We start from the raw sequence: 24,582 nt of genomic DNA on the forward strand, positions 1-24,582 counted from the left end.
GGGTAGGGCAGGTCGCCGAGGCCCGCCGCGGCGTCCCGCTCGGCCATCTCGAGCAGCACGTCGAGCGCCTGCGCGGTCTCGTCCATCGCGGCCATCGGATCGCCGCGGCGCTCGAGCAGCCCCGGCACGGTCGCGATCGTGAAGTCGTCCGGCTCGGCGTCGACGAGTTCGTCCCACGTCAGGGGTGTCGACACCGTCGCGATCGGGGTGCGCCGCACCGAATACGCCGACGCGATCGTCTTGTCCCGGGCGTTCTGGTTGAAGTCGAGGAAGATGCGCTGCCCGCGCTCCTCCTTCCACCACGCGGTGGTGGCCCGGCCGTCGCTGCGGCGTTCCACCTCCCGCATCAGGGCGATCCCGGCGCGGCGCACGCCGACGAAGTCCCACTCCGGGACGATGCGGACGTACACGTGCAGGCCGCGGCCGCCCGACGTCTTCGGGAAGCCGACCAGACCCAGGTCGTCGAGCAGCGGTCGCAGCACCTCGAGCGCGACCGCGCGGGCGTCGTCGAACGCGGTCCCCGGCTGAGGGTCGAGATCGATGCGCAACTCGTCCGGACGGTCGACGTCCCCGCAGCGCACCGCCCACGGATGGAACGTCACGGTGCCCAGGTTCGCCGCCCACACGACGTCCGCCGCGCTGCGCACCCGCAGCACGTCGGCGGTGCGGCCGGACGGAAACGTCACCTCGCACGTCGCGACGTGGTCGGGCCGGCGGGCAGGCACCCGCTTCTGGTAGATCTCCTCGCCCTCGATCCCGTCGGGGAACCGCTGCAGATGTGTCGGCCGCTCCCGCAGCGCCTGCAACAGCGGCGCCGAGCCGGCCGTCGCGACGGTCCGGTAGTACTCCACGAGGCGGCGCTTGGTGCCGGTCTCTCCGAGCCGGGGGAAGTACACCTTGTCGGGGTTGGACAGGCGGACGGGCACGCCGCCGACGTCCAGTTCCACCGCGGGAGAACGCTTCGCGTCGGGCACCGCAGGTCACACTCCTGTCCGGTCGAGGACGTCGCCGAGGTCGTACCGCACCGGCACGTCCAGCTGTTCGAAGGTGCAACTGCGCGGCTCGCGGTCCGGTCGCCACCGCAGGAACCGCGCCGCGTGCCGGAACCGCAGGCCGGTCTCGGCGTTGCCCTCCATCTGGTCATAGGCCACCTCCAGGACCCGCTCCGGCCGCAGCGGTATCCACCGGCGGTCCACCGCCGTCCGCCACCGGCTCGCCTCCCCCTCGGCGACGACGTCGGCGCCGACCCGCAGCGGTGCGAGTTCGGCGAGCAGTTCCTTGCGCTGCTCGACGGTGAACGCCGACGCACCGCCCACCATCACCGGCTCGTCGCCGCCGTCGTACAGGCCCAGCAGCAGGGACCCGACCCCGTCGATGCTCTTGTGCGGCCGGTAGCCGATGAGCACGCAGTCGGCGGTGCGGGCGTGCTTGACCTTGAGCATCTCCCGTTTGTCCGGCACATAGGGCCCGTCGAGACGCTTGGCGACGACCCCGTCGAGACCGGCACCCTCGAACTCGGCGAACCACCGGCCGGCGGTGTCCGCGTCGCGGGTGGCGACGGTGACGTGGCAGCTGGGGCCGCCGCCGACCACCGCCCGCAGCCGCTCCCTGCGCCGCGCGAACGGCGCCTCCATCAGGTTCTCGTCACCGATCGCGAGCAGGTCGAAGCCGACGAACTGGGCAGGGGTCTGCTCGGCGAGCAGCGCGATGCGGCTCGCTGCCGGGTGGATTCGCTCGGACAGCGCCTGCCAGTCGAGCCGGGTCCGGCCGTCCCGCAGGCGCGGCACCACGATCTCCCCGTCGACGACGCAGCGGGCCGGCAACTCGGCCCGCACCGCAACCGCCAGCTCCGGGAAGTACCGCACGAGGTCCTTGCCGCCGCGCGAGCCGAACACCACCTCGTCGCCGTCGCGGAACACGACGGCGCGGAAGCCGTCCCATTTCGGCTCGTACGACCACTCGGGGCCGCCGTCGGCGGGCTGGGCCGGGACCTCGGACACGGCCTTGGCGAGCATCGGTGCGATCGGCGGAGCGACTGGCAGCTGCACCGGCCCATGGTCGCACCCGGAGCCGACGCGTGCGCGCCGGATTTGCGAGAAATCGCCCTACGTTTCCCGCCCGAGGCGGACATTCCGTACGCTCTCCCCCCATGAACTTCATTCGACGGGTGAGCGGCACCGCCGTCGCGCTGGCCGCGGCGGCTCTGGTACTCGGCGCGTGCGGATCGGACGTCGAGCCCCGGGCGGTGCCCGAGTCCGGGTCCGAGACCACGTCGGCCGGTGCATCGGATACCCGGACCACCACCGGTCGTCCGACCACGACCACGGCACCGACGTCCCCCGGCTCCTCCGGCCTGGACATCGACGTCGAGATCGGCGACTGCGTGCGCCTCGGCGGCACCGTCGACGACGCGACCATCGAGAACGCGACCTGCGGCAGCATGGACTCGAACTACAAGGTGATCGACATCGTCGACTCCAGCGAGCAGTGTGTCTCGGACGCCGACCAGACCTACTACGAGTCCTCCGCCGGTGTCGAGGTGGGCGCCCTGTGCCTCGACGTCGACTGGGTGGTGGACAGCTGCATGGACATCTCCGGCGAGGACCCGCAGCGCGTCGACTGCGCCGCGCCCGGCCCCGAGACGGAGAAGGTCACCGAGATCCTGCAGAACACCGACAACGTGAACGACTGCTCCGTCTCCGAAGGCGGATTCGTCTACAGCGAGCGTCGTTTCGTGGTCTGCACCGACACGCTCTGAGGTCGCCGTCCGCCGCGGCCGGCTACAACCAGCCGCGGCGGCGGAAGATCGCGTAGAGCCCCGCGCACGTCATGACCATCATCAGCAGGGCCATGGGATAACCTGCAGCCCAATGCAATTCGGGCATGGTGTCGAAGTTCATCCCGTAGACCGTCCCGATCAGCGTGGGTGCGAACAGGATCGCCGCCCACGCCGAGATCCGCTTGATCTCCTCGTTCTGCTCGATGCTCGCCCGGCTGAGATTGCGCATCTCCTCGTTCTGCATCTGCGACACCAGCGTCGCGTTGACCGTGAGGATGTTGCCGAGCAGCTGACGGAAGCTGTCGACCTGCTCGACGACCGTCGTCGCGTGGTCGGTGACGTCCCGCAGGTAGCGCTGCAGTTCGTCGTCGGTGCGGTACTTGGCGAATCCCGACGACAGACCGGACAGCACGGTGAGCAGCGGCTTGGCCGCCCGCTGGAACTGGATGACCTCGCGGGAGAGTTCGTAGATGCGGCGCGAGACCCGCGGATCGCCGCTGAACACCTCGGTCTCGATCTCGTCGATGTCGTTCTGCAGGCCCGCGACGACGGGCGCGTACCCGTCGACGACGGCGTCGAGGATGGCGTAGAGCACCGCCTCGGGGCCGAGCCGCAGCAGATCCGGCTCGCTCTCCATCCGATCCCGCACCGCCGACAGGTCGGGCGATTCGCTGTGCCGGACGGTCAGCACGAACGTCGGGCCGACGAAGACGTGCACTTCACCGAAGTCGACCCGCTCGGATTCGTCGACGTAGCGGGCGGCGCGCAGCACGACGAACAGCGTGTCGCCGTACCGCTCGAGCTTCGGGCGCTGATGGGCGGCGATCGCATCCTCGACCGCGAGTTCGTGCAGCCCGAATTGCTCTGCGGCGGCGTTGAGTTGAGCGTCGGTGGGCCGGTACATCCCGATCCACGCCATCGAGCCGGGCTCGGGCAGGCAGTCGAGGGCCTGCGCGAGCGTCGCCGGCGACGCGACGCGGCGGCCGTCACGGTAGACCGCGCTGTCGACGATGCTGCTCTCCGCCCCCGCCGCGCCGTCACGGCCGGGACTCGACGCGACGGCGGGATGCAGGGACGCGCCGAACCCGGCGGACGGGTCGGCGGTCGCCGGCGCGGAGCGACGCGGCAGCAGGGCACGGACGGAACGGTTCGGCAGCATGTCGGCACGGCCTTTCGGGGCACGGGGGACGACGGCGAGGGCATTCGCCGTGGGACGCACACGCGACGGCAACCGTCGCGCACCGAAAGGACGCGTACGGGCTGCCGTCAACTGGTACTCGGAGGTCGACTGCGCATCGCGAGTCCCACCTCCTCCACATCACCCGGAACCGCGCCGGGGGCCTGACGAAACACCAGCAGCGTACGCCTTCGTGCCGCGTGGAGCCATTTCGGCCGGTCCGGCGCACGACGTCGTACCGCGCGGCAGCGGTGTCGGTGGCTGCGGCCACAATCACCGTGACCGCCCCGACCGACCGACGACAGGACCCCCGATGACGCACTGGCCCGATCGACCGATCTGCGCGTTCGACCTCGAAACCACCGACCGCGATCCGCGGATCGCGCGCATCGTGACCGCGTCCGTCGTCGTCCTCGACGGCGACACCGTCTCGTCGCGGACGTGGCTGCTCGATCCGGGCATCGAGATCCCGGAGGAGACGGCGGCGATCCACGGCGTGACCACGGAGCGGGCGCGCGCCGAGGGCCTCGAGTACACGGCCGGGTACACCCGGATCCGCGAGGCACTGTGCGAGGCCTGGGTCCGCGATCACATCGTCGTCGCGTTCAACGCCAGTTACGACCTGACGGTGATCGACGCCGAGGGCCGCCGGCTGGGGCTGCCGGGACTCGCCACGGGCCTGGTATTCGACCCGTACGTCGTCGACCGCGAGATGGACCGCGGCCGCGAGGGCAGCCGCACCCTGCAGGCGGTCTGCGATGCGTACGGTGTCACGCTGACCGCCGCCCATCAGGCCGAGGCGGACGCACTCGCGGCCGGGCAACTGGCGCGGGCGCTGTGCACCCGCTTCCCTCAGCTCGCCGACCTGGACATCATGACGGACCAGGCGGCCTGGCACGCGGAGCGGCAACGCAATTTCGCCGAATACCTCTCAGGCCTCGGACGCGACGTGTCGGACGTGGACCCGCAGTGGCCCATCCGCGGCATCGCATGAAAGTTGTTGCCGTTCGACGAGTTTCGAATCCGGAACTCACGACACAGCGGCGAACGCCGCGGAGACGTACTCCGCCGAACGATCGGAACCGAGCAGGCCCGGCCCCATCCTGTTCATCACGTACGCAACGGTCATCCTGCGCTCGGTGTCGACGATGATCTGGGATCCGCCCCAGCCACCCCAGAAACAGATCCGTCCCTGCGGCACGAACGGCACCGATTCCGGTGTGGGAAGTCCGAATCCGACTCCGAAGCGGACGGGGACCCCGAGCACGAGGTCCACCCCGTAGGACTGCTCGTCGAATATCGCGTCGACGGTGTCGGCCGAGAGCAGGCGGACGTCGCCGACCCGCCCCCCGCAGGCGATCACCGACTGGATCCTCGCCAGGGCACGAGCATTGGAATGTCCGTTGGCCGCGCCGATCTCGGCTTCGCGCCAGCCGTCGCCCCAGGCCGCCGTGGCGTCGGCGGGCGGACCGGTGAAGGTCTTCACCATCACGCTCGCGGGATCGAGGGTCGCGAGGTCGATCGGCAGCGGGGGCGGGGGGATGACCTCGGACACGCGCGAGTAGTCCGAGCGGGCCACGCCCAGGCGGAAGTCGGCGTCGAGAGGACGTGCGATCTCCTCCTCGATGAAGCCGGTCAGCGTCCGGCCGTCGACGCGGTGGACCACCTCGCCGATGAGGTGTCCGTAGTTGAGCGCATGGTAGCCGGAGGCCGTGCCGGGCTCCCACCACGGCGCCTGTGCCGCCAGCAGTTCCGTGGCCTTGGCGGTGTCGGCGAGGTCGTCCATCGTGAACGGCTGGTCCCAGCCCGACACGCCGGAGGTGTGGGACAGCAGGTGCCGGACCAGGATCCCGTCCTTGCCGTTGGCGGCGAAGTCGGACCAGTACCGCGCCACCGGTGCGTCGAGGTCGAGTTGCCCCCGGTCGACGAGCATCAGGGCGGCCAGAGCGGTGACCGTCTTACTGCACGACCAGACGTTGGTGATCGTGTCCCGCTCCCACGGCCGCGATCCGTCGACGTCCATGGAGCCACCCCAGATGTCGACGACGGGTTCGCCGTCGAGGGTCACGGCGATCGACGCGCCGACGTCCTCACCCGAATCGAGATTGCGTTCGAGTGCCTCGCGCAGAGCGGAGAACCGGGGGTCGCAGACGCCGTGGATGTCGGACATGGACTACTCCTGAAGTGAGGGTGCCAGCCAAAGTTGATTTCGAATTCAACTCGGACGAGTATGCGCACTGCGTTCTGTGATGTCAATCACGGCAGCGCTGCACGGATTCCGGCCCGGCCGGCGACCGAATGTCACATCGCGTCGATGCAGTCGACTGAATGTGACATTCGGCCCGGGCCGTGGCGCTCACCCCTTGACGACGCCGAGCGGCACGAGCCGGGCGATCCGGCGGGCCAGGCCCGCACGTTCGCTCACCTCCGCCACCGCGTCGATGTCCTTGTACGCCTCCGGTTTCTCCTCGGCGAGTCCCCGCCACGAGCTTCCCCGCACGAGCACCCCGTGCGTCTCGAGTGCGTCGCGCACCGCCCGGCCGTCGGTGTGCCGGGCAGCACGGTGCCGGCTCTGCACCCGGCCGGCCCCGTGCGCGGTGGAGTGGAACGCCGGGTTCCCGGCGACACCGGCCAGCACGTACGACGCGGTGCCCATCGTGCCGGGGATGAGCACGGGCTGCCCTGCGTCGGCGAGGTCGACGGGCACGTCGGGGTGGTGCGGCGGCAGGGACCGCGTCGCGCCCTTGCGGTGCACGCACAGCGCGCGGACCCGGCCGCCGACCTCGTGCCGCTCGATCTTCGCCAGGTTGTGCGAGACGTCGTAGAGGAGGTCGAGGGTCGTGCCGGCCGTTTCCTCGAAGACCCGGCGGGCCGCCTCGGTAAGCAACTGCCGGTTGGCCCGGCCGTAGTTGGCCGCCGCCACCATGGCCCCGAGATAGGCCTCCCCCTCCGGCGACCGGACCGGAACGCACGCCAACTGCCGGTCGGGTACGTGAATCCCGTAGCGGCCCATCGCCTTACCCATCTCACGTACGTGGTCTGTGCAGATCTGGTGGCCGAGGCCGCGGGATCCGCAGTGGATCATCACGCACACCGTGCCCACGTCGAGCCCCATCAGCCGCGCGGTGTCCGGATCGAAGACCCGCTCGACGGCCTGGACCTCGAGGAAGTGGTTTCCCGACCCGAGGCTGCCGAGCTGACCGAGGCCCCGCTCGACGGCACGGTCGCTCACCGCGTCCGGGTCGGCGCCGTCCAACACGCCACGGTCCTCACACCGCTCGAGGTCGCGGGCGACGCCGTGCCCCTGCTCCACCGCGAAGCGGGCGCCGCCCGCGAGCACCTGCCGCAGCACGGTGCGGTCCGGGAGTTCCCACACGCCCCGGGTCTCCATGCCGCGCGGTACGACGCGACCGAGCCGGTCCATCAGCACACCGAGGCGCGGCGCGAGGGCGGACCGGTCCGCGTCGCGTGCGATCAGGAGCCGCACGCCGCACGAGATGTCGAAGCCCACGCCGCCGGGGGAGACGACGCCGCCGTCGTCGATGTCCGTCGCCGCGACCCCACCGATGGGAAAGCCGTAACCCCAGTGGACGTCCGGCATGGCGAACGATGCGGTGACGATGCCGGGCAGGGTCGCGACGTTGGCGACCTGGGTGAGCGCCTCGTCGCCCTCCGCGGCGGGGAGCAGGGACCGGGCGGCGAAGACGATCCCGGGTACGCGCATCGCGCCGGCCCGATCGATCCGGAACCGGTACGGGGTCTCCTCGACGATCCTCATCACTGTCCGATCCGGGGGCGGGAACGCGACGTCGGCGGCCTCGTTCCACCATAGGATCTGCAGTGCCTGCTGCACAGGCCCGGGAGCGAGTCATGAACGGAAGCGGGTACCGGTCGGTGCCGCACACGGCGGATCTGCGCATCGAGGCGTGGGCACCGACCCGTGACGAGTGCATCGCGCAGGCGGTGCGCGGCGCCGTCGCGAGCTTTGCCGACATCTCGTCCGCGGGACCCGGCCGGGTCCGCAACCGCCGGTTGACGGCCGACGGCGACGAGGATCTGCTCGTCGCGGTCCTCGACGAGGTGATCTATCTGCTCGACACGGCCGGGGAGATCCCGATCGACGTGGTCGTCGAATCCGGCGGCGGCACAGCGCAGGCGCGATTCTCGATGGTCGATGCCGCCGCGGCGGCCCAGATCGGTGCGGTCCCGAAGGCGGTGTCGCTCCACGAGCTGCGCCTCGACCGCGGACCGGAAGGGTGGTCGTGCTCCGTGACGCTGGACGTGTGAACCGGCGGCGGAGTGCGGTCCCCCGTCGCGGCACGCCGGGCGCAGGCGACCGTGTGTGCACACTCGCCGCTGTGACTTTCCGCTGTAGATGGCCGGGATCGCCTGCCGGGCACGGTGCCCGTTGCCGGGGCCGAGCCCCGGGTAGTCGGCGGGATCCGGCGAGCGGCTGCGCTACATCGGCATGTTCATCATGGGCATCCCGCCCATCTGGTGGAGCCACATCATCAGCTGGTGCAGCAGGGTGTGCGCCTGGTCCATCATGCCCATCATGTTCACGGCCGTGGCCTTTCCTGGAGCCGAGTAACCCTCGGGGGCGGGATCGTCCCACTATCGCCCTCTGCCGTTCCGCGATGTGCCACCTCGAGTGCGAGATCCGTTTTCTTCAACAGATCTTCACGAGATCTCGACTTTCGGTGTCCGTGCCCGGCAGGAGTGGGCCGCGACAAGACCCGCACTTCGGAACCCGCCGTGGCGGCGCGCACGGCGCGGCACCGGTTCATTCGAGCTGGCGTGCGCCGCCCGCTCGGAGGTCAGTCCGCAGCGATGATGGGGGTGCCACGGTCGGCCAGCCACTGCGCCGGGTCGGTCTTGGCGCCGGAGCGGTCTTCGACCTCGAAATGCAGGTGGGGTCCGGTGGAGTTGCCGCGATCTCCGACGGTTGCGATCTTCTGCCCGGCTTCGACTCGTTGCCCGACCTTCACCAGGTTGGCGTTGTTGTGGCCGTAAGTGGTCACCGTGCCGTCGTCGTGCCGGATGCGTACCCACAGCCCGTAGCCCTGTGCCGGTCCGGCGCTGATGACCTCCCCGTCGTCGACGGCGACGATCGGTGCGCCCATGGTGTTGGCGATGTCGATGCCTCCGTGTCCGCGTCCGTCACCGAAGGTGGAGGTGATCACCCCGGCGGTCGGGGCGACGGACCGGCCGGTCCCGCCCCAGCGCCCGCCCTGGGCCGGTCGCGGCGGGGTGGGGCTTGCCGGTTCGGCGCCGGGGTCTTCCTGCCCGGCGGCACTCTCGTTGCCGGGGGCCGTATCGGGTGTGCCCGCAGCCGGCGCGTCGTCTTCCTCGGGCGGCGTTCGAGGCTCCGACGCCGGGGGGCCGTGACGACCCGGTGCGGTGGGTGTACCGGGGTCGGTGGTCAGTGCCGCCAGCAGGCGCGGAGCGATGCTGTAATCCAGTCCGGCCAGTTCGGTACGGCACACCGACAACAGGCTCGCCCTGGCCGAGGTGCCCTGGGCGCTCCATCGGGCCGCGCAGCCGGCCAGGGACTGCAGGGTGGCGACCGTGTCGGCGAGTGCGCCGTTGTCCCGGGCGGCGCGCACGCCGGCGGCGGCGATGTTCGCGACCGTCTGCCATCGAGCGGGATCGACCACCTGCCCGGCCGGGTCGGCTCCGGTGGTGGTCAGCGCATCGGCCACGGACACCGCCGCCGGCTCCGGGGGCAGATGCGTCGCTCCGGCCGTCGGGGCCGTGAGCAGCGGGCATGTCAGCCCCGCCGTCGACGCTCCCAGGATCAACGCGGCCCACCGGCCGCCGTGCGTGCGGTGCATGACACTTCCTCCCGCCGCCTCACGAGAAATGTCCGATTGGAGAGGTATATGCGTGTTTGTCAAGTCGACACACCGTAACGCTAGTGCACTTTCATCACTTGCGTCTCTGCAATCGCATGCTCACCCACTGACCCAGCAGTGTCGGGCCGGGTGCCGAAACGGGACGGCGAGGTGTGCGGTCGGCCGGGTCGGCGGTGATGCGCTGCTACAGTCGGGGAGTTGTGACGGCCCGATCGACTTCTCCGCCCCTGCGGACCGCGGTCGCATTGGTCGTCCTCTACCTTCTCGGCCACACCCTGGTGCAGTGTGGTCTCACCGCGGCGGACCGCCATCATCACGACGACGTGCACGTGAGTGCGACCGCGCAACCCGGTGCGGAAACGGCGCCCGGGCATGCCCATGTCGATCACGACTCGTCCGGCCTCGATCCTCACCACGATCAACTGTTCCTCGGCCCTCGTGCGGACAACGCGGGGCGTCCGATCGCGGTGGTCACGCTGGTCGCGGTGGTGGTTACGGCTGCGGTCGCCTGGCGGCACGCCCCGACCCTGCCGCGGGCCCCGCCACCGGTGGCCGCCCCGGCCCGCAGCGGCCGGACGATCCTCGACGAACTCTGTGTCAGCAGGTGCTGATCGGCAGCGGACCGGCCGCGGGGGACCCCCTGTCGGCCCGTCTCGTGCTGCCCATCGCATCGTGCGCTCAGTGCGCGCCCCCACAGAGATGACTCGTCATGAACAGTGCTGTCTTCCCCGTTTCCACTCCGCCGCGATCGTCGGCTCGGCTGTTGACCTCTGCCCCGTGCTGCCCGGAGCCGACCACCATGGTCGGCAACACCCCGGTGCTGTGGATCGGTGAACCCTTCGCCGATGCCGGCGCCGGGTTCTGGGCCAAGCTCGAAGGGAACAACCCCGGGGGCATGAAGGACCGCCCCGCCCTGCACATGATCGAACGCGCCCGCAACCGGGGCGAGCTGATCCCCGGGGCCCGCATCATCGAGTCGAGCAGCGGCACCCTCGGACTCGGCCTGGCGCTGGCCGGCATCGTCCACGGTCACCCGGTGACCGTGGTCACCGACCCCGGTCTCGAACCGATCATCCGTCGCATGCTCGCCGCCTACGGTGCCGACGTGGAGCTGGTCACCGAACCGCACCCGACCGGCGGATGGCAACAAGCCCGGCGGGACCGAGTCCGTCAGCTGCTCGACGCCCACGCCGGCTCCTGGTGTCCGGACCAGTACAACAATCCCGACAACGTCGAGGCCTACCAGTCACTGGCCCTGGAACTGCTCGCCCAGCTCGGCCGCGTCGACATGCTCGTCTGTTCGGTCGGTACCGGTGGACATTCGGCCGGCATCGCCCGGGTGCTGCGCCAGTTCTGCCCCCATCTGAAACTGGTGGGCGTCGACACCGTCGGATCGGCCCTGTTCGGCCAGCCTGCCGCTTCCCGTCTGATGCGCGGACTGGGCTCGAGCATCCATCCGGGCAACATCGACTACGAGGCGTTCGACGAGGTGCACTGGGTTGCCCCCCGGGAGGCGGTGTGGTCGTGCCGAACCCTGGCCGCCACCCACCACGCCAGCGGTGGCTGGAGCGTGGGAGCGGTCGCCCTGGCCGCAGGCTGGCTTGCCCGCACCCACTCCCCGGACCTTCGGATCGCCGCGATCTTCCCGGACGGCCCGCAGCGGTACTTCGACACCGTCTACAACGACGACTTCTGCGCCGAGCACGGCCTGCTGGACGGACCGGCACCGACCGAGCCGGTGACCATCGGCCATCCCACCGACCGTGTCGTGCGCTCGTGGACGCGATGCACCACCGTCGTCGACCCCGCGGAGCTGCGGCCGTGACGACCCTGGCGACCCGCTTCCGCAGTTTCGACCGCCCCAGCCAGGTGTTGATGGTCAACCAGTTCTCCATCAACGTCGGCTTCTACATGCTCATGCCGTATCTGGCGAGCTACCTGGCCGGCCCGCTCGGTTTGGCGGCCTGGGCCGTCGGGTTGGTGCTGGGGGTGCGCAACTTCTCCCAGCAGGGGATGTTCCTGCTGGGCGGCACCCTGGCCGACCGGCTGGGGTACAAGCCGCTCATCGTCTCCGGCTGCGTGCTGCGCACCGTCGGGTTCGTGCTGTTGGCCGCCGTCGACTCGCTGCCGGCGGTGCTGGTGGCCGCGGCAGCCACCGGATTCGCCGGCGCGTTGTTCAACCCCGCGGTGCGGGCCTATCTGGCCGCCGACGCCGGACCCCGCCGCGTCGAGGCGTTCGCGGTGTTCAACGTCTTCTACCAGGCCGGGATCCTGCTCGGTCCGCTGGTCGGCCTGGCGTTGACCGCGGTGGACTTCCGGGTCACCGCGCTGGTGGCTGCGGCGGTGTTCGCGGCGCTGACGGTGATGCAGATCCGGGCGCTGCCGGCGCAGACCGTCGAGACCACCGCCACCTCCGGCCCGCGCACCTCGATATTCGACGACTGGCGCACGGTGGTGGCCAACCGGCCGTTCGTGCTGTTCGCGGCGGCGATGATCGGCTCGTACGTTCTTTCGTTCCAGGTGTATCTGGCCTTGCCGCTGCAGGCCGAGGTCGTCGCCCCGGACCAAGCATCGGGCACGGTGCTCGTGACCTCGCTGTTCGTGGTCTCCGGGTTGGTGGCGATCGCCGGGCAGCTACGTATCACCTCCTGGTGCGGCAACCGCTGGGGTTCCGGGCACAGCCTGGCCGTCGGGATGGTGATCATGGCAGCTGCGTTCGTGCCCATGGCCGTGTCCTCCTCCGCCGCCGACGCCTTCTGGACGGTGGCCGCCGGGGCGTTGGTGCTGTCGGCGGCGATCCTCGCCGTCGGTACGGCGGTGGTGTTCCCGTTCGAGATGGACACCGTCGTCGCGCTCTCCGGGAACCGGCTCGTGGCCACCCACTACGGGTTCTACAACACCGTCGTCGGGGTGGGCATCCTGCTGGGCAACCTCGGCACCGGGGCGGTGTTCGGGTGGGCCGCCGACGCCGGCCTGGAATGGCTGATCTGGGTGCTGCTCACCGCGATCGGGGCCGGGTGCGCGGCAGCGCTGTTTCTGCTCCACCGCACCGGCCGGCTCACCGCCCCACTCCCGACGCCGACCGACGAGCAGGTCTCGGCCTCGGCATGATGCTCCCGCCGGGCACCCCTTTCGTCCGGCCCGAAGAAAGGAACCCCCGTATGCCTGTGTCCCGCCTGCCGGGCGCGGTGTCGGCGTTGGCCGCAGCTGCCCTGCTCGTGGCCGGGTGCTCGTCCCCCGACACGCCGAGCGCGGCGACCGCACCCTCCGGCGCTGCCACCGCACCGCGCGTTGCGTTGTCCCCCACGCTCGATCACGTGCACGGGCTGACCGTCGATTCCGCCGGCACGATCCTGGCCGGCACCCACAGCGGACTGGTCGCGGTCGCGCCGTCCGGCGCCACCACCGAGGTCGGCACCTCCGACGACGACCTGATGGGGCTGGCCGGGGTGTCCGACAGCGACGTGCTGGTCGCCTCGGGCCATCCGGGTCCGTCGAACCCCGGCCCGAACCCGCTGGGGCTGCGCCGCAGCGACGACGGCGGGCGCACCTGGACCGACCGGTCCCTGCTCGGAGAGGTGGATTTCCACGCCCTGGCCACGGACGGCACCGTGGTGGTCGGTTTCGACGGCACCCGCGGCATCCGGGTGTCCACCGACGCCGGCACCACCTGGAGCGCCGGTGCCACCGTGGCGGCCGCGGCCCTGGCCCTGACCCCGGACGCGGTGTGGGCGATCACGCCGGCCGGGCTCGAGCGCAGCACCGACCTGGCACGCACCTTCACCCCGGTCGAGGGCGCACCCGCCCTCGTGCTGCTGGCCGGCACCGGCGACGGACTGTGGGGCATCGACGCCGACGGCTACGCCTGGCGCAGCCTGGACGGCGCCGCCTGGGAGCAGCGGGCCTTCGTCGGGCAGGCGGAGGCGCTGACCGCCACCGGGTTCGACACCGCCTACGCCGCCACCGCCGAGGCCTTGTACACCCTGACCTGACTCCGGTCGGACCGGGCGGTGCTCCCCGCTAACCGGTGGGGTCCGGCACGCCTGCGTGCCGGGCCCCACCGTGTCGACCGCGCGAGCGCGCCGACTCTCTCGCGGTCACAACGAGGCCAGGATGTTCTCCATCGTCGTGATCTCCTGCTGCTGGGTCTCGGCGATGGTGCGGGCCATGGCCACCGCGTCGGGATTCTGCCCGGAGTCGACCTCGGTCTGCGCCATCGCAATCGCGCCACGGTGATGTTCGATCATCTGGGTCAGGAACAGGCGGGAGGCGTCGACGCCTTCCGCGTTCTGCAGCGCGGCCATGTCCTCGGCCGACATCATCCCGCTCATGCCGCCGCCCATCTGTCCGCTGCCGGGCATCGTGGTGGACTGCATCGGCATGTCGTGTCCGGGCATCTCCATCCCGGGGGACGACATGGGCATGTTCGGAGTGGCCATCGGCATGCTGGTCGTGCCCATGGGCATGGTGGGCTGCCCCCAGTCGGCGAGCCAGCTCTGCAGCTGCTCGATCTCCGGGCCCTGGGCGGCCTTGATCTGCTGGGCCAGTTCGGTGACCCGCGGGTCGATGCCCTCCTTGGCCAGGATGACGTCGCTCATCTCGATGGCCTGGCTGTGGTGCGGGATCATCTGCTGGGCGAAGGTCACATCCGCCTGGTTGTGGTCGGCGGCCGTCTCGGCGGAGGCGCTGGTGGTCGCCGTCGCCGACGGGCTCGCCTGCGAGGCCTGATCGTTGCCCGAGTCGCTGCAGGCGGCCAGGGTGAGCGCCGCGGCGACCGCCACTGCGCCGGTGGCCAGGGACTTCTTCCTCACAAGCACATTCCTTTCCGTCGTGTACACGCACCGGGCCGACACCACGGTCGCGATACCGAAGGCATCCCCCACAGCGGCTGCGGCAAACCCGGGCCCGGCCCGCCTCACCCCTCGCCAGGGGCTGCGGACCACTGCGGGCGCTGCGGGTGCGATACGCCCTCTGCGGTGCGGCCGACCGGTCGGCCGCACCTCGTCCGGATCCGAGCCTGTCAGTTGCACCCCGCGGCAACCCGGACCTTTCTGTAAAGATTTCCTGAAGAACCCCGCATCGCGCCCGGGGCACCCGTCAAGACCCACCGGGCGCCTGAGCGGCCATCGCCGAAGTTCTTGAGCAGATCTTCACGAGAACGACGGCGAAGAGCTCATCGAGGCCGGGCACCGTGGACAGCGAACACACCGGGACCGCGCACCGCTGCCCCCACGGGTGCCGGTGCTGCGGCCGACCGGGTCGGACAGCCGGTGTCCGGTGGCACCGACCGAGGGCGAAGAAGGGTGGTTTCGATGATGTTCTGGTACGGCAACGGCATGAGCGGCTGGGGTTATGTGCTCATGACCGTCGGGATGGTGGCGTTCTGGGCGCTGGTGATCGTCGGCATCGTGATGCTGGTGCGCGCCGCGGCTCCCCGGTCGACACCGCCGCCGGCGCCCTATGCCCCGACGCCGGAAGAGATTGTGGCCATGCGCTTCGCCCGCGGCGAGATCGACGAGGACGAGTACCGGCGCCGTCTCGACGCCCTGCACACCCATCGGCCCGGCTCGGGGGCGTGAACACCGCAGTCAGGTCGAATCGCCCTGCCCACCTCAGGTGCGCCGGGTTCAGGAGCGGCGGTGTCAGCGGCGGTAGTGGCGGCCGTCGGAGTCGTCGGTGACCAGGCGGTACAGCACGTAGACCGAGAACCAGACGATCAGCACGGACACCAGCACGAGCGCGATCTCGTACACGAGGACCACACCACCGATCCTACGGCCGCGCCGGCCACCCGAACCCACCATGGGGTCGACCCCTGGAGTAGCCGACACCGCGGTGAGGTCAGCGGCGCGGGCTGGTAGGGATCGGCTCCGGTGCCGGGCGCGGCGTCGGCTGCTCCTGCGGTGGGGACGGCAACCGCAGCCGCTTGAGCATCAACGCATTGACCGCGACGATCAGACTCGAACCGGACATCGACAACGCCGCGATCTCCGGGCGCAGCACCAGCCCGAAGGCGGGCTCGAACACGCCGGCGGCGATCGGCAGCGCGATGACGTTGTAACCGACCGCCCAGCCGAGATTCTGCCGCATCTTGCGCAAGGTGCCCCGACCGATGCGCAGCGCAATCGGCACATCCAGCGGGTCCGAGCGCATCAGCACCAGATCGGCAGTTTCGATCGCGACGTCGGTGCCGGCACCGATGGCGATCCCCAGATCCGCCTGCGCGAGGGCGGGTGCGTCGTTGACGCCGTCGCCGACCATGGCGACCTTCTTCCCGGCTCTTTGCAGTTCGGCGATCTTGTCGGCCTTGTCGCCGGGCAACACCTCGGCGATGACCGTGTCGATGCCCAGTTGTCCGGCGATGCGGCGGGCTGTGGCCTCGTTGTCGCCGGAGAGCATGACCACCTCGATGCCGAGTTCGTGCAGCGACGCCACCGCCTCGGCCGAGGTCTCCCGGGCGGCGTCGGCCAGGGCGATCACCCCGACGCCGCGGCCGTCGACAGCGACGAGGACCGCGGTGCGGCCGGTCGAGGCCAGCTCGTCGCGCCGGTCCATCAACGCGCCGAAGTCGACATTCTCGGTGACCATGAGTTTGCGGTTGCCGACGGCCACCCGCCGGCCCGCCACCTCGGCGACCGCACCGTGTCCGGGCACGTTGCGGAAGTTCTCCAACGACACCGCGGGAAGGTCGCGGGCGGTGCCGTAGCGCACGATCGCACCGGCGAGAGGATGTTCGGATTCGCGTTCGACCGCCGTCACCAGCGTCAGCAGCTCGTCCTCGGTGAGACCGTCGACGACGACGTCGGTGACCTCCGGCTCGCCCTTGGTCAAGGTGCCGGTCTTGTCCATCACCACGGTGTCGATGCGGGCCGAGGTCTCGAGGGCGGTGGCGTTCTTGAACAGCACGCCGCGCTGGGCGCCGAGACCGGTGCCGACCATGATCGCGGTCGGGGTGGCCAACCCGAGCGCGTCGGGGCAGGTGATCACCACGACGGTGATGGCGAACAGCAGCGCCCTCTGCACATCCCCGTCGACCGCCCACCACACCACGAACGTGCCCAGCCCTCCGATCAGAGCGACGAGCACCAGCCAGAATGCGGCGCGATCGGCCAGGCGCTGGCCGGGTGCCTTGGAGTTCTGGGCCTCCTGCACCAGCGCGACGATCTGCGCGAGGGCGGTGTCCGAGCCGACCTTGGTCGCCCGTACCCGCAGGGTGCCGGTGGTGTTGATCGACGCACCGATCACCTCGGATCCTTCGTCCTTGGTCACCGGCAGGGACTCCCCGGTGACCATCGATTCGTCGACCTCGGAGGTCCCGTCGGTGACGATTCCGTCGACCGGGATCTTCGCCCCCGGGCGGATCAGGAGCAGGTCCCCGACCACGACCTCGGCGGTGGGGATCTCCACCGGCTCACCATCCCGCAGTACCACTGCCCTCGGCGGGGCGAGTTCGAGCAGGGTCCGGATGGCATCGTTGGCGCCGCCGCGGGCGCGCATCTCGAACCAGTGTCCGAGCAGCACGAAGCTCGCCAGCACGGAGGCGGCCTCGTAGAACACCTCGCCGCCGCCGGTCAGGGTCACGCCCACGCTGTAGAGCCACCCGGCGCCGATCGCGACGGCGACGAGCACCATCATGTCCAGGGTCCGGGCCTTCAGAGCACGGTACGCGCCGTCGAAGAAGATCCACGACGAGTAGAAGATCACCGGCAGGCTCAGCAGCAGGGTGAACACGTCGTCGCGCAGCCCGAACGGCGCCGGCACCATGAAGCCCAGCATGTCGCGGCCCATCGGGGACCACAGCATGATCGGGATCGACAGCACCAGCGCCACCAGGAACCGGTTGCGCATGTCGCGGACCATGGCGTCCATCGACATCCCGGCGTGACCGCCGTGACCCATCATCTCCTGTGCGGTGTGCCCGCCAGGCATCTCGTGCGCCCTCGGCTGCGGGGGATGCACCGGTGCGCCCGGGCCGGGCGCCGGTTCGCTCATCGGGTCGCACACATGCTCGGGCACCGAGCGGCCCGCGCAGTGATAGCCGCAGTCCCGCACCCAGTTCGACAGCTCCGCCACCGAGGTGCGATCGGGATCGTAGGTGACGGTGGCAGTCTGGTTCACCGCGTTGGCCTCCACCGCGGAAACCCCCGGTCGACGCAGTAGCGTGGATTCGATTACCGGCGTCGACGTCGCCCAGTGCAGGCCGCCCACTTCGACAACGGTGGTTCGGTTCATTCGATCCGGTCCCTCCCTCTGATGGCGAGGACGCACTACTCGCCCCCGTACGCAGTGCGGTTCCGCCGAACCGCAGTACCGGTAGTCGACACCGGTGAACGGTCATCGCTGATCGAGTCCGAGTCTGCCCCGCCCCGCCCCGGCATCTTCTGGTGGTTGGATGAAGATCCGTTGAAGAAGTCCGGGTCTCGGGTCAGGGTCCGTGCTCGTCCGAATGCTCTACCCCGGGCCCCTCGTCGGGGCGGTTCTCGGAGATCGTCGCCGGGGGAAGCGACAGCTGGGTGGAGCTGTCGGCCACCGCAGCCGGGCGGGGGGAGAAGCTGACACCGTTGGGCCGCTCCCCGACCGGCACGGTCGCCACCACGGACAGGCTGGACAGATCGACCACGGACACCGTGTCGTCGTAGGTGTTCGTCACCCACGCTCGCGTGCCCGAGGGATCGATCACCACCCCGTGCGGACCGGTGCCGGTTGTGATCGAGCCGCGGACCGTCATCTCCGTCGTGTCGATCACCGACAGGGTGTTGCCGGGTTGCTGCCGGGTGCCCTGGTCGGCGGAGACCACGGTCTGCTCGTCCGGGGACAGGTACAGCTGCACGGGCGCGGCCGGCACCGAGATGGTGCCCGTTACCGCGCGGGCGGCCAGATCCACCTTGACCACCGCGGCCGGCTCGGTGATCCCGGCGTAGGCGAACCGTCCGTCGCCGGTGACCGCGACCTGGGCCGGGCCGGTGCCGATGGGTACCGCCCCGATGACCCGATCGGTGGCCGGGTCGATCAGGTGCATCAGGCCGGTCGCGGTGTCGGCGACCACGATCACCGAGCCGTCGGCCGCGGGCCGCAGACCGTGCGGCATCCCGCCAAGCTCGATCCGCCCCTCCGGTCGCAGGCCCGGGGTCGCGAACATCGAGACCGTGCCGTCACCCGCATCGGTGACGTACACCTTGCCGTTGGGTGCGTCGATCACGTGTGCCGGCGCCGCACCTGTGGAGGCGAGGGCACTGACCGCGTAGGTCGCCGGATCGATGGCGATCACCCGATCGTCGCCGCTGACGGTGTACACGGTCGCGCCGTCGCGCCCGACCTGCACGTTGTGAGGGGAGTCCACCCCGGTCACGGTTGTCACTACCTCGTCGGTGGCCGCGTCCAGGACCGTGAGGCTGTCGCCGTCCTCGTCGGCGACCCACACCGACCCGGTCACCGTCCCGGCCGGCCCGGACGGCGCCGCCGTCGAAGCCGGATCCGGGGTGGGACCGCTGCTGTCGGAACAGGCCGCCAGCGCTACCGCCGCGAGGACGACCGCGGCGGTCACCGCACTCCGGCGGCGCCGGGACCGCAGAGGCGGTCGGGACCCGGCCGCCTCAGCGATGGCGTTCATCGTGCACCTCCGGCAGGTGTAACAACGTCGGCACGTAGCCGCACACCAATGACTCTTCCGATCCCAGTACGCATTTCGGCCGGTGGTTCGGTGAACATCGGTTGAAGATCCGGGGTTGGCCCCGGACCCACACCGGCAGATCCTGCGGTGCCGGTTGCTCAGCCGCTGTGGTGTTCGCCATGGTCGGCCGGGACGGTGGTCGTCGGCACCGAGTTCGGTCCCGGAGTCGGTGCAGGGTCGGAGGCCGAGCGGCCGGTCAGAGCCGGTCCGATCACGAACGCGGAGAGCGAGAACATCGCCGCGAACACCACCAGTGCGATCGCCGGGGCCTTCCAGGTGTGGAACCGCCGGAACAACCGGCGCAGCAGCGGAATCGAGAACACCACCCCGAGGGCGAAGAACAACAGGTTGCCCCCGGCCCCGGTGACCAGCGCGGCTCCGGCGATCAGGCCGGCATGGTGCAGCACGTGCGGCGCCAGCCCCATCACCGCGCCGAGGGCTGCGGACAACAGCGTTCCAGGTCGCGGCCAGCGGGCCCTTCCGGGCCGGCGCGGCCGCCGGTGAAGCACTGGCGGTGACGCGGTGCTCGCCGGGAGGAGTCGTCATGCGCAGGCTCGGTCTCTCAGGCACGGTAGGACAGGGTCGTCATCATTCCGGCTTCCTGGTGGTAGGCGTTGTGGCAGTGCAGGGCCCACTGGCCCGGATTGTCGGCGTCGAACTCGATTTCCACGGTCTGCATCGGGCGCACCGTCACGGTGTCCTTGCGGGCTCCGCCGTCGACCAGGGCGAAGGTGTGTCCGTGCACGTGCATCGGGTGGAACATGGCCGACATGTTCCGCAGCCGCATCCGTACCCGTTGTCCCTGGGCGACGGTCAGCGGCGCGGTGTCGGGGAAGGTGGCGCCGTTGAGCATCCACCGGTACGGGGCCATCGTGCCACCCATGTCGACGCTCAGGTAGTTGTCGTGGGATCGTCGGGGCAGCCGCACCTGATCGGCCGGGGACAGGGCGGTGCCGAGCAGCACCCGCCGATCCAGCTCGCCGGGACGGGTATCGGTGGTGGCCGTCCCGGCGGCGGTGCGCACGACGGCCACCGCATGGCCGGGTTTGCCTTCGGCGGCGGCGTAGAGCGGGAACACCCCGTCGGCGAGGGTGACCAGCACATCGAACCGTTCGCCCATACCGATCAGCACCGCGTCGGTGTCCTGAGGGGACACGGGGAAGCCGTCACTGTGGGTGACCGTCATCGCATGTCCACCGAGCCCGACGCGGAAGGCGGTGTCCGAGGCGGCATTGACCAGCCGAATCCGCACCCGCCGCCCCGGGGCGGCGGTCAGGGTCACCGGGTCGATGGGGGTGCGGCCGTTGAGCAGGTAGTGCGGGTAGTTCACGTCGCCGGCGCCGCCGAGCAGGTCCGAGCGCATCGACTCCCCACCCATCATGCCGCCCATCGAGCCCATGCCGCCCATCGCGCCGTGGTCCATCATCGAGCCCATCCCACCCGCGCGGGGGGCGGGCCGGCCGGGGGCCGGCATGCCGAGCTCGCGGGCGACATCGTCGGGGGTGCGGCCGGTGCCGTCGACCCAGTCGTCGAGCACGACGACCCATTCGTCGTCGTAGCCGCCGGGCTCGGCCGGATCGTCGATCACCACCACCCCGTACAGGCCGCGGTCGAGCTGCAGCCCGGTATGCGAGTGGTAGAAGTAGGTGCCCGGATGCGGGGCGGTGAATTCGTAGGTGAACGACGAGGCGGCGGCGATGGGCTCCTGCGTGAGCCCCGGTACCCCGTCCATGTCGTTGCTCATCGCGATGCCGTGGAAGTGGATGCTGGTGTCGACCACGAGCCGGTTGTCGACCCGCACCTGCAGCAGATCCCCGGCCCTGGCCCGCAGCAGCGGACCGGGTAGCGTGTCACCGTATCCCCAGGTCGAGACCACCGTACCGCCGAGGTCGACCTGCACCGGCCGCGCCGTCACCTGCGCGGCGACCACCGCCTGCCCGGCGTTACGGCGTTGGGTCTCGAGCCGGCGCACCGCCTCGGCGCCCGGCCCGACCGGATCCCCCGCCACACCGGGGCGGGCGCAGCCGGCCGGCCCACCGAGGGCCATCGCCCCGGCAGCGGCGGACGCACCGAGCAGAAACATACGGCGGGACATCTGCACCACACATCTCCTGGAAACGTTGGGATGACAACGGACGACGCGAGGTCGGCGCCGCTCACCGGTGGGGACGCAGCGCCCGCCGCCGGGCTTGGTACTCGTCGGCGTCGATCTCGCCCCGGGCGAAACGGTCGTCGAGGACGCGGAGCGGATCGGCCGGAGGGGGCGCGGAGCCGGTGCGGAACAGCGCAGCGATGCCGAAGGCCACCAGCGCCCAGAAACCGATCATCGCCAGCGTCATGACCATCCAGCCGACCCAGCCCATCGCGCCCGATCCCCACATCACGGCCGCTCCCTTCCTCGAAAGGCTCGGATCCGAGTCTGGGCCCGTTACCCGACACCGCGGGTTGGCGTTCGATGAAGGTTCGCTGAAGAACGTCGCCACCGTCCCGCCGTGATGGTCACGATGGGACATGGCCTCCGGTTCCGATCAGCTTGCCCCCACCCCCGCCTCGAGCGCATCGGTCCCACCTACCGGTCTGCGGGCGCTGGTGGTCGAAGACGAAGTGGCGCTGGCCAGGGTGGTGGGCACCTACCTCGAACGCGCCGGGTGCGAGGTCACGCTCGTGCACGACGGACTCGCCGCCGTCGAGCGCGCCCGACAGGTCGATCCGGATGTCGTGGTGCTCGATCTGGGGTTGCCGCACCTGGACGGGATCGAGGTGTGCCGGCAGCTGCGCACGTTCTCCGACGCCTACGTCGTCATGCTCACCGCCCGCGCCGACGAGATCGACACCCTGGTCGGCCTGTCGGTCGGCGCCGACGACTACATGACCAAACCATTCAGTCCGCGTGAGCTCATCGCCCGCATCCAGGCCATGTTGCGGCGCCCCCGGCCCTCGACCGGCGACGACAGCACCCCTGCGCAGTCCGGCACCGATACCGGCGGCCGTACGTTCGGGTCGTTGACCCTCGATGCGGCCGGCCGCGAGGTGTGGGTCGACGGCACCCCGATCGCATTGACCCGCACCGAATTCGACCTCCTCGCTGCGCTGTCCGCACACCCCCACGTCGTGTTCACCCGCGCCCAGCTCATCGCCGCGGTGTGGGGCCCGAGCTGGGTCGGCGACGAACACCTGGTCGACGTGCACATCGGGCATCTACGCCGCAAACTCGGCGACGACGCCACCCGCGGGGTGTTCGTGCGCACCGTGCGCGGGGTCGGATACCGCATGGGAGCCGGGCAGTGACCACACCCCCACCGGCGGCAGCAGGGCGGAGGCCCGGCCGCCGCAGTGTCGGATTCGGCAGCCGGCTACTGGCCGCGCAGGCGATCGTCGTCGTCGGCGGCGCGATCAGCGCGTGGCTGGTCGCCGCCGCCGTCGCCCCGGGACTGTTCCACAACCACCTCGAGCAGGCCGGTATCGAGCACGTCTCGACGGAGGCGGCCCACGTCGAGGAGGCGTTCGCCTCGGCGATGATCATCTCGTTGGCGATCGCGCTGGTGGTCTCGGTGCTGATGGCGCTGGCGGTGAGCTGGTATTTCACCCGCCGGGTGCAGCGCTCGGTCACCGGTGTGGCCGCCTCGGCCACCGAGATCGCCGCCGGCCACTACGGCGTGCGCCTGCCCGGGCCCGGTCTCGGGCACGAATTCGACCAGCTCGCCGAGACGTTCAACCAGCTCGCCGATCGGCTGGACTCGGTCGAAACCACCCGGCGGCGCATGCTCTCGGATCTCGCGCACGAGATGCGCACCCCGCTGGCCACCCTCGATGCCCACCTGGAGGCCCTCGAAGACGGCATCCGCGTTCCCGACGATGAGACCTTCGCGGTCCTGCGGTCGAGCACCGCCCGGCTGGGGCGGCTCGCCGAGGACATGGGCGCCGTCTCCCGTGCCGAAGAGGGCCGGCTGTCCGTCACGCCCGTGCCCCTCGACACCCGTACCCTCGTCGATGCCGCGGTCCGCGTCGCCGCCGGCCGCTACGCCACCAAGGGCGTCGTCCTGGTCGAAGACGTCGAGCACCCCACCGCGGTCACGGTCGACCCGGACCGGATCGGGCAGGTGCTGGGCAATCTGCTCGACAACGCCCTGCGGTACACCCCCGTCGGGGGCACGGTTACCGTCGCCGCCACCTGCGTCGACGGCGGGGCCGAGATCACCGTCACCGACACCGGCGACGGCATCGCCGCCGAGCACCTGAGTCATCTGTTCGACCGGTTCTACCGGGCCGACCCCGCCCGACGCCAGGAAGGCGGCAGCGGCATCGGGCTGACCATCGCCCGCGCCCTGGTCGAAGCCCACGGCGGCACCCTCACCGCAGCGAGCCCCGGGGTGGGGGCCGGCGCCCGATTCACCGTGCACCTGCCCACCCCCGCAGCCGCCGGCAGCAGCGCGCGCACCGCCCCTGCTCAGGGCACCGCAGCCGCCGGTACCGGCGCTCGGGGGCGACGATGAAGAAGTTCTCGCTCGACGCGCTCGCTCGGCACCTGGCCGCGCATGCCGCCGTCGCGCCCAGCGGCCGCAGCGCCGAGACCGTCTACGGTGGGCACGAACACGTGCTGCGGCAGACTCTCGTGGCGTTGCAGGCCGGACGGTCCATGGCCGAGCACGAGAGTCCCGGTGAGGCCACGGTGTACATCCTGCGCGGGCGCATTCGTGTCGTCGCCGACCGGACGAGCTGGGACGGACGCAGCGGGGACCTGATCGCCTTACCCCGGACCCGGCACCGGATCGACGCTGTCACCGACACGGTTGCGCTGTTCACCGTCGCCAAATACTGACCGCCGGGTGGTTCAGAGCCCGGCGCCGGGCCGCGGTGTGCTCGCCGGGGCCCGGCGGAACAACCAGGCTGCCACCGCGGTGAGCCCCACCAGCCACCCCAGCGCAGCCGCCAACGGCCCGACGGCGTCGAACCTGGCGGTCAGTCCGGCGTCGAGGATCATCCGGGTCGCGCCGTAGCCGGGGAGCGGCTGCGCCCACTGCGGCGACTGCGGCCGCAGCATCGGGCTCTGCCCGATCCCCAGATCCACGAACGGCACCAAGAACGCGATGAACACCCCACC

Annotated in this window: 23 protein-coding genes and 1 pseudogene; 11 read left to right on the plus strand and 13 right to left on the minus strand. The window is 70.7% G+C overall.

All coding sequences use genetic code 11. The features are described from left to right. Together G6038_RS25300 and G6038_RS25305 are read right to left on the minus strand one after the other, a co-directional pair. The coding region (locus tag G6038_RS25300) for a DNA polymerase domain-containing protein (RefSeq protein WP_165040872.1) at positions 1-974 on the minus strand (974 nt) is incomplete at its 3' end. A 6-nt stretch (positions 975-980) separates the two neighbouring features. Next, positions 981-2,048 (minus strand): ATP-dependent DNA ligase, encoded by a 1,068-nt coding sequence (locus G6038_RS25305; protein WP_165040874.1) that lies wholly within the window; start codon positions 2,046-2,048, stop codon positions 981-983. A gap of 101 nt (positions 2,049-2,149) precedes the next feature. On the opposite strand from G6038_RS25305, the gene G6038_RS25310 reads away from it, so the two are divergent. Beyond that, on the plus strand, positions 2,150-2,758 hold the full coding sequence (locus G6038_RS25310; protein ID WP_165040876.1) for a hypothetical protein: 609 nt from the start codon (positions 2,150-2,152) through the stop codon (positions 2,756-2,758). A 22-nt stretch (positions 2,759-2,780) separates the two neighbouring features. Here the strand turns inward: G6038_RS25310 and corA are convergent, their stop codons facing one another. Beyond that, on the minus strand, positions 2,781-3,938 hold the full coding sequence (gene corA, locus G6038_RS25315; protein ID WP_165040878.1) for a magnesium/cobalt transporter CorA: 1,158 nt from the start codon (positions 3,936-3,938) through the stop codon (positions 2,781-2,783). A 331-nt stretch (positions 3,939-4,269) separates the two neighbouring features. On the opposite strand from corA, the gene G6038_RS25320 reads away from it, so the two are divergent. Further along, positions 4,270-4,950: a 3'-5' exonuclease gene (locus tag G6038_RS25320; protein ID WP_165040880.1), complete on the plus strand. Its 681-nt coding sequence runs from the start codon at positions 4,270-4,272 to the stop codon at positions 4,948-4,950. A 36-nt stretch (positions 4,951-4,986) separates the two neighbouring features. On the opposite strand, the gene G6038_RS25325 is transcribed toward G6038_RS25320, so the two are convergent. Both G6038_RS25325 and G6038_RS25330 read right to left on the minus strand, forming a co-directional pair. Beyond that, complete coding sequence (locus G6038_RS25325) at positions 4,987-6,126, minus strand: serine hydrolase domain-containing protein (RefSeq protein ID WP_165040882.1); 1,140 nt, start codon at positions 6,124-6,126, stop codon at positions 4,987-4,989. 186 nt (positions 6,127-6,312) lie between these two features. Further along, entirely contained in the window at positions 6,313-7,734 is a 1,422-nt protein-coding gene (locus G6038_RS25330) for an RtcB family protein (RefSeq protein ID WP_206025602.1), read from the minus strand. 92 nt (positions 7,735-7,826) lie between these two features. On the opposite strand from G6038_RS25330, the gene G6038_RS25335 reads away from it, so the two are divergent. Further along, a complete protein-coding gene (locus tag G6038_RS25335) occupies positions 7,827-8,243 on the plus strand; it encodes an archease (RefSeq protein ID WP_165040883.1) in 417 nt (138 codons plus the stop codon). Between the two features lie 530 nt (positions 8,244-8,773). Here G6038_RS25335 and G6038_RS25340 read toward each other — a convergent pair. Next, a complete protein-coding gene (locus tag G6038_RS25340; protein ID WP_165040885.1) occupies positions 8,774-9,790 on the minus strand; it encodes a peptidoglycan DD-metalloendopeptidase family protein in 1,017 nt (338 codons plus the stop codon). Positions 9,791-10,011: 221 nt separating this feature from the next. Between G6038_RS25340 and G6038_RS25345 the strand changes: the two genes are divergently transcribed. From G6038_RS25345 to G6038_RS25360, 4 genes are all read left to right on the plus strand, one after another. Continuing rightward, positions 10,012-10,422: a hypothetical protein gene (locus G6038_RS25345; protein ID WP_346772915.1), complete on the plus strand. Its 411-nt coding sequence runs from the start codon at positions 10,012-10,014 to the stop codon at positions 10,420-10,422. A 98-nt stretch (positions 10,423-10,520) separates the two neighbouring features. Further along, positions 10,521-11,636: a PLP-dependent cysteine synthase family protein gene (locus G6038_RS25350; RefSeq protein ID WP_165040887.1), complete on the plus strand. Its 1,116-nt coding sequence runs from the start codon at positions 10,521-10,523 to the stop codon at positions 11,634-11,636. Then, entirely contained in the window at positions 11,633-12,922 is a 1,290-nt protein-coding gene (locus G6038_RS25355) for an MFS transporter (RefSeq protein WP_165040889.1), read from the plus strand. Before G6038_RS25350 ends, G6038_RS25355 begins: the two co-directional genes overlap by 4 nt. Positions 12,923-12,972: 50 nt before the next feature. Then, positions 12,973-13,803 carry a F510_1955 family glycosylhydrolase gene (locus G6038_RS25360; protein ID WP_165040891.1) on the plus strand — a complete coding sequence of 277 codons (831 nt, stop codon included), beginning with the start codon at positions 12,973-12,975 and terminating at the stop codon, positions 13,801-13,803. A 105-nt stretch (positions 13,804-13,908) separates the two neighbouring features. Here G6038_RS25360 and G6038_RS25365 read toward each other — a convergent pair whose 3' ends face one another. Continuing rightward, the gene (locus tag G6038_RS25365; protein ID WP_165040893.1) at positions 13,909-14,622 is read right to left on the minus strand and encodes a DUF305 domain-containing protein; all 714 of its coding nucleotides are present in this window, start codon (positions 14,620-14,622) and stop codon (positions 13,909-13,911) included. A 501-nt stretch (positions 14,623-15,123) separates the two neighbouring features. Here G6038_RS25365 and G6038_RS25370 point away from each other — a divergent pair. Further along, the gene (locus tag G6038_RS25370; RefSeq protein ID WP_165040895.1) at positions 15,124-15,390 is read left to right on the plus strand and encodes an SHOCT domain-containing protein; all 267 of its coding nucleotides are present in this window, start codon (positions 15,124-15,126) and stop codon (positions 15,388-15,390) included. Between the two features lie 262 nt (positions 15,391-15,652). Here the strand turns inward: G6038_RS25370 and G6038_RS25375 are convergent, their stop codons facing one another. The 5 genes from G6038_RS25375 to G6038_RS25395 form a co-directional block, all read right to left on the minus strand. Next, positions 15,653-18,043, minus strand: coding sequence for a heavy metal translocating P-type ATPase (locus G6038_RS25375; protein ID WP_165040897.1), 2,391 nt, complete (start codon positions 18,041-18,043; stop codon positions 15,653-15,655). Between the two features lie 193 nt (positions 18,044-18,236). Continuing rightward, positions 18,237-19,421: a hypothetical protein gene (locus G6038_RS25380; RefSeq protein WP_165040899.1), complete on the minus strand. Its 1,185-nt coding sequence runs from the start codon at positions 19,419-19,421 to the stop codon at positions 18,237-18,239. Positions 19,422-19,579: 158 nt separating this feature from the next. After that, on the minus strand, positions 19,580-19,930 hold the full coding sequence (locus G6038_RS25385; protein ID WP_240918728.1) for a hypothetical protein: 351 nt from the start codon (positions 19,928-19,930) through the stop codon (positions 19,580-19,582). A 113-nt stretch (positions 19,931-20,043) separates the two neighbouring features. After that, positions 20,044-21,585 (minus strand): multicopper oxidase family protein, encoded by a 1,542-nt coding sequence (locus tag G6038_RS25390; RefSeq protein WP_346772916.1) that lies wholly within the window; start codon positions 21,583-21,585, stop codon positions 20,044-20,046. A 52-nt stretch (positions 21,586-21,637) separates the two neighbouring features. Next, positions 21,638-21,862, minus strand: a complete 225-nt coding sequence (locus G6038_RS25395) for an SHOCT domain-containing protein (RefSeq protein ID WP_165040909.1) — start codon at positions 21,860-21,862, stop codon at positions 21,638-21,640. A gap of 205 nt (positions 21,863-22,067) precedes the next feature. Between G6038_RS25395 and G6038_RS25400 the strand changes: the two genes are divergently transcribed. From G6038_RS25400 to G6038_RS25410, 3 genes are read left to right on the plus strand one after another with little or no spacing between them, the layout of a single operon-like run. After that, a complete protein-coding gene (locus G6038_RS25400; RefSeq protein ID WP_165040911.1) occupies positions 22,068-22,769 on the plus strand; it encodes a response regulator transcription factor in 702 nt (233 codons plus the stop codon). Continuing rightward, entirely contained in the window at positions 22,766-23,974 is a 1,209-nt protein-coding gene (locus G6038_RS25405; RefSeq protein WP_165040900.1) for a HAMP domain-containing sensor histidine kinase, read from the plus strand. The genes G6038_RS25400 and G6038_RS25405 overlap by 4 nt, the downstream gene beginning before the upstream one ends. After that, the gene (locus G6038_RS25410; protein WP_165040902.1) at positions 23,971-24,300 is read left to right on the plus strand and encodes a cupin domain-containing protein; all 330 of its coding nucleotides are present in this window, start codon (positions 23,971-23,973) and stop codon (positions 24,298-24,300) included. Before G6038_RS25405 ends, G6038_RS25410 begins: the two co-directional genes overlap by 4 nt. 12 nt (positions 24,301-24,312) lie before the next feature. On the opposite strand, the pseudogene G6038_RS25415 reads toward G6038_RS25410, so the two are convergent. Next, positions 24,313-24,582 (minus strand): annotated as a pseudogene (locus G6038_RS25415) (ABC transporter permease); the annotation flags it as partial.

The organism is Rhodococcus sp. 14C212 (assembly GCF_011058195.1).
In the GTDB taxonomy this organism is placed as follows: domain Bacteria; phylum Actinomycetota; class Actinomycetes; order Mycobacteriales; family Mycobacteriaceae; genus Rhodococcus; species Rhodococcus aetherivorans.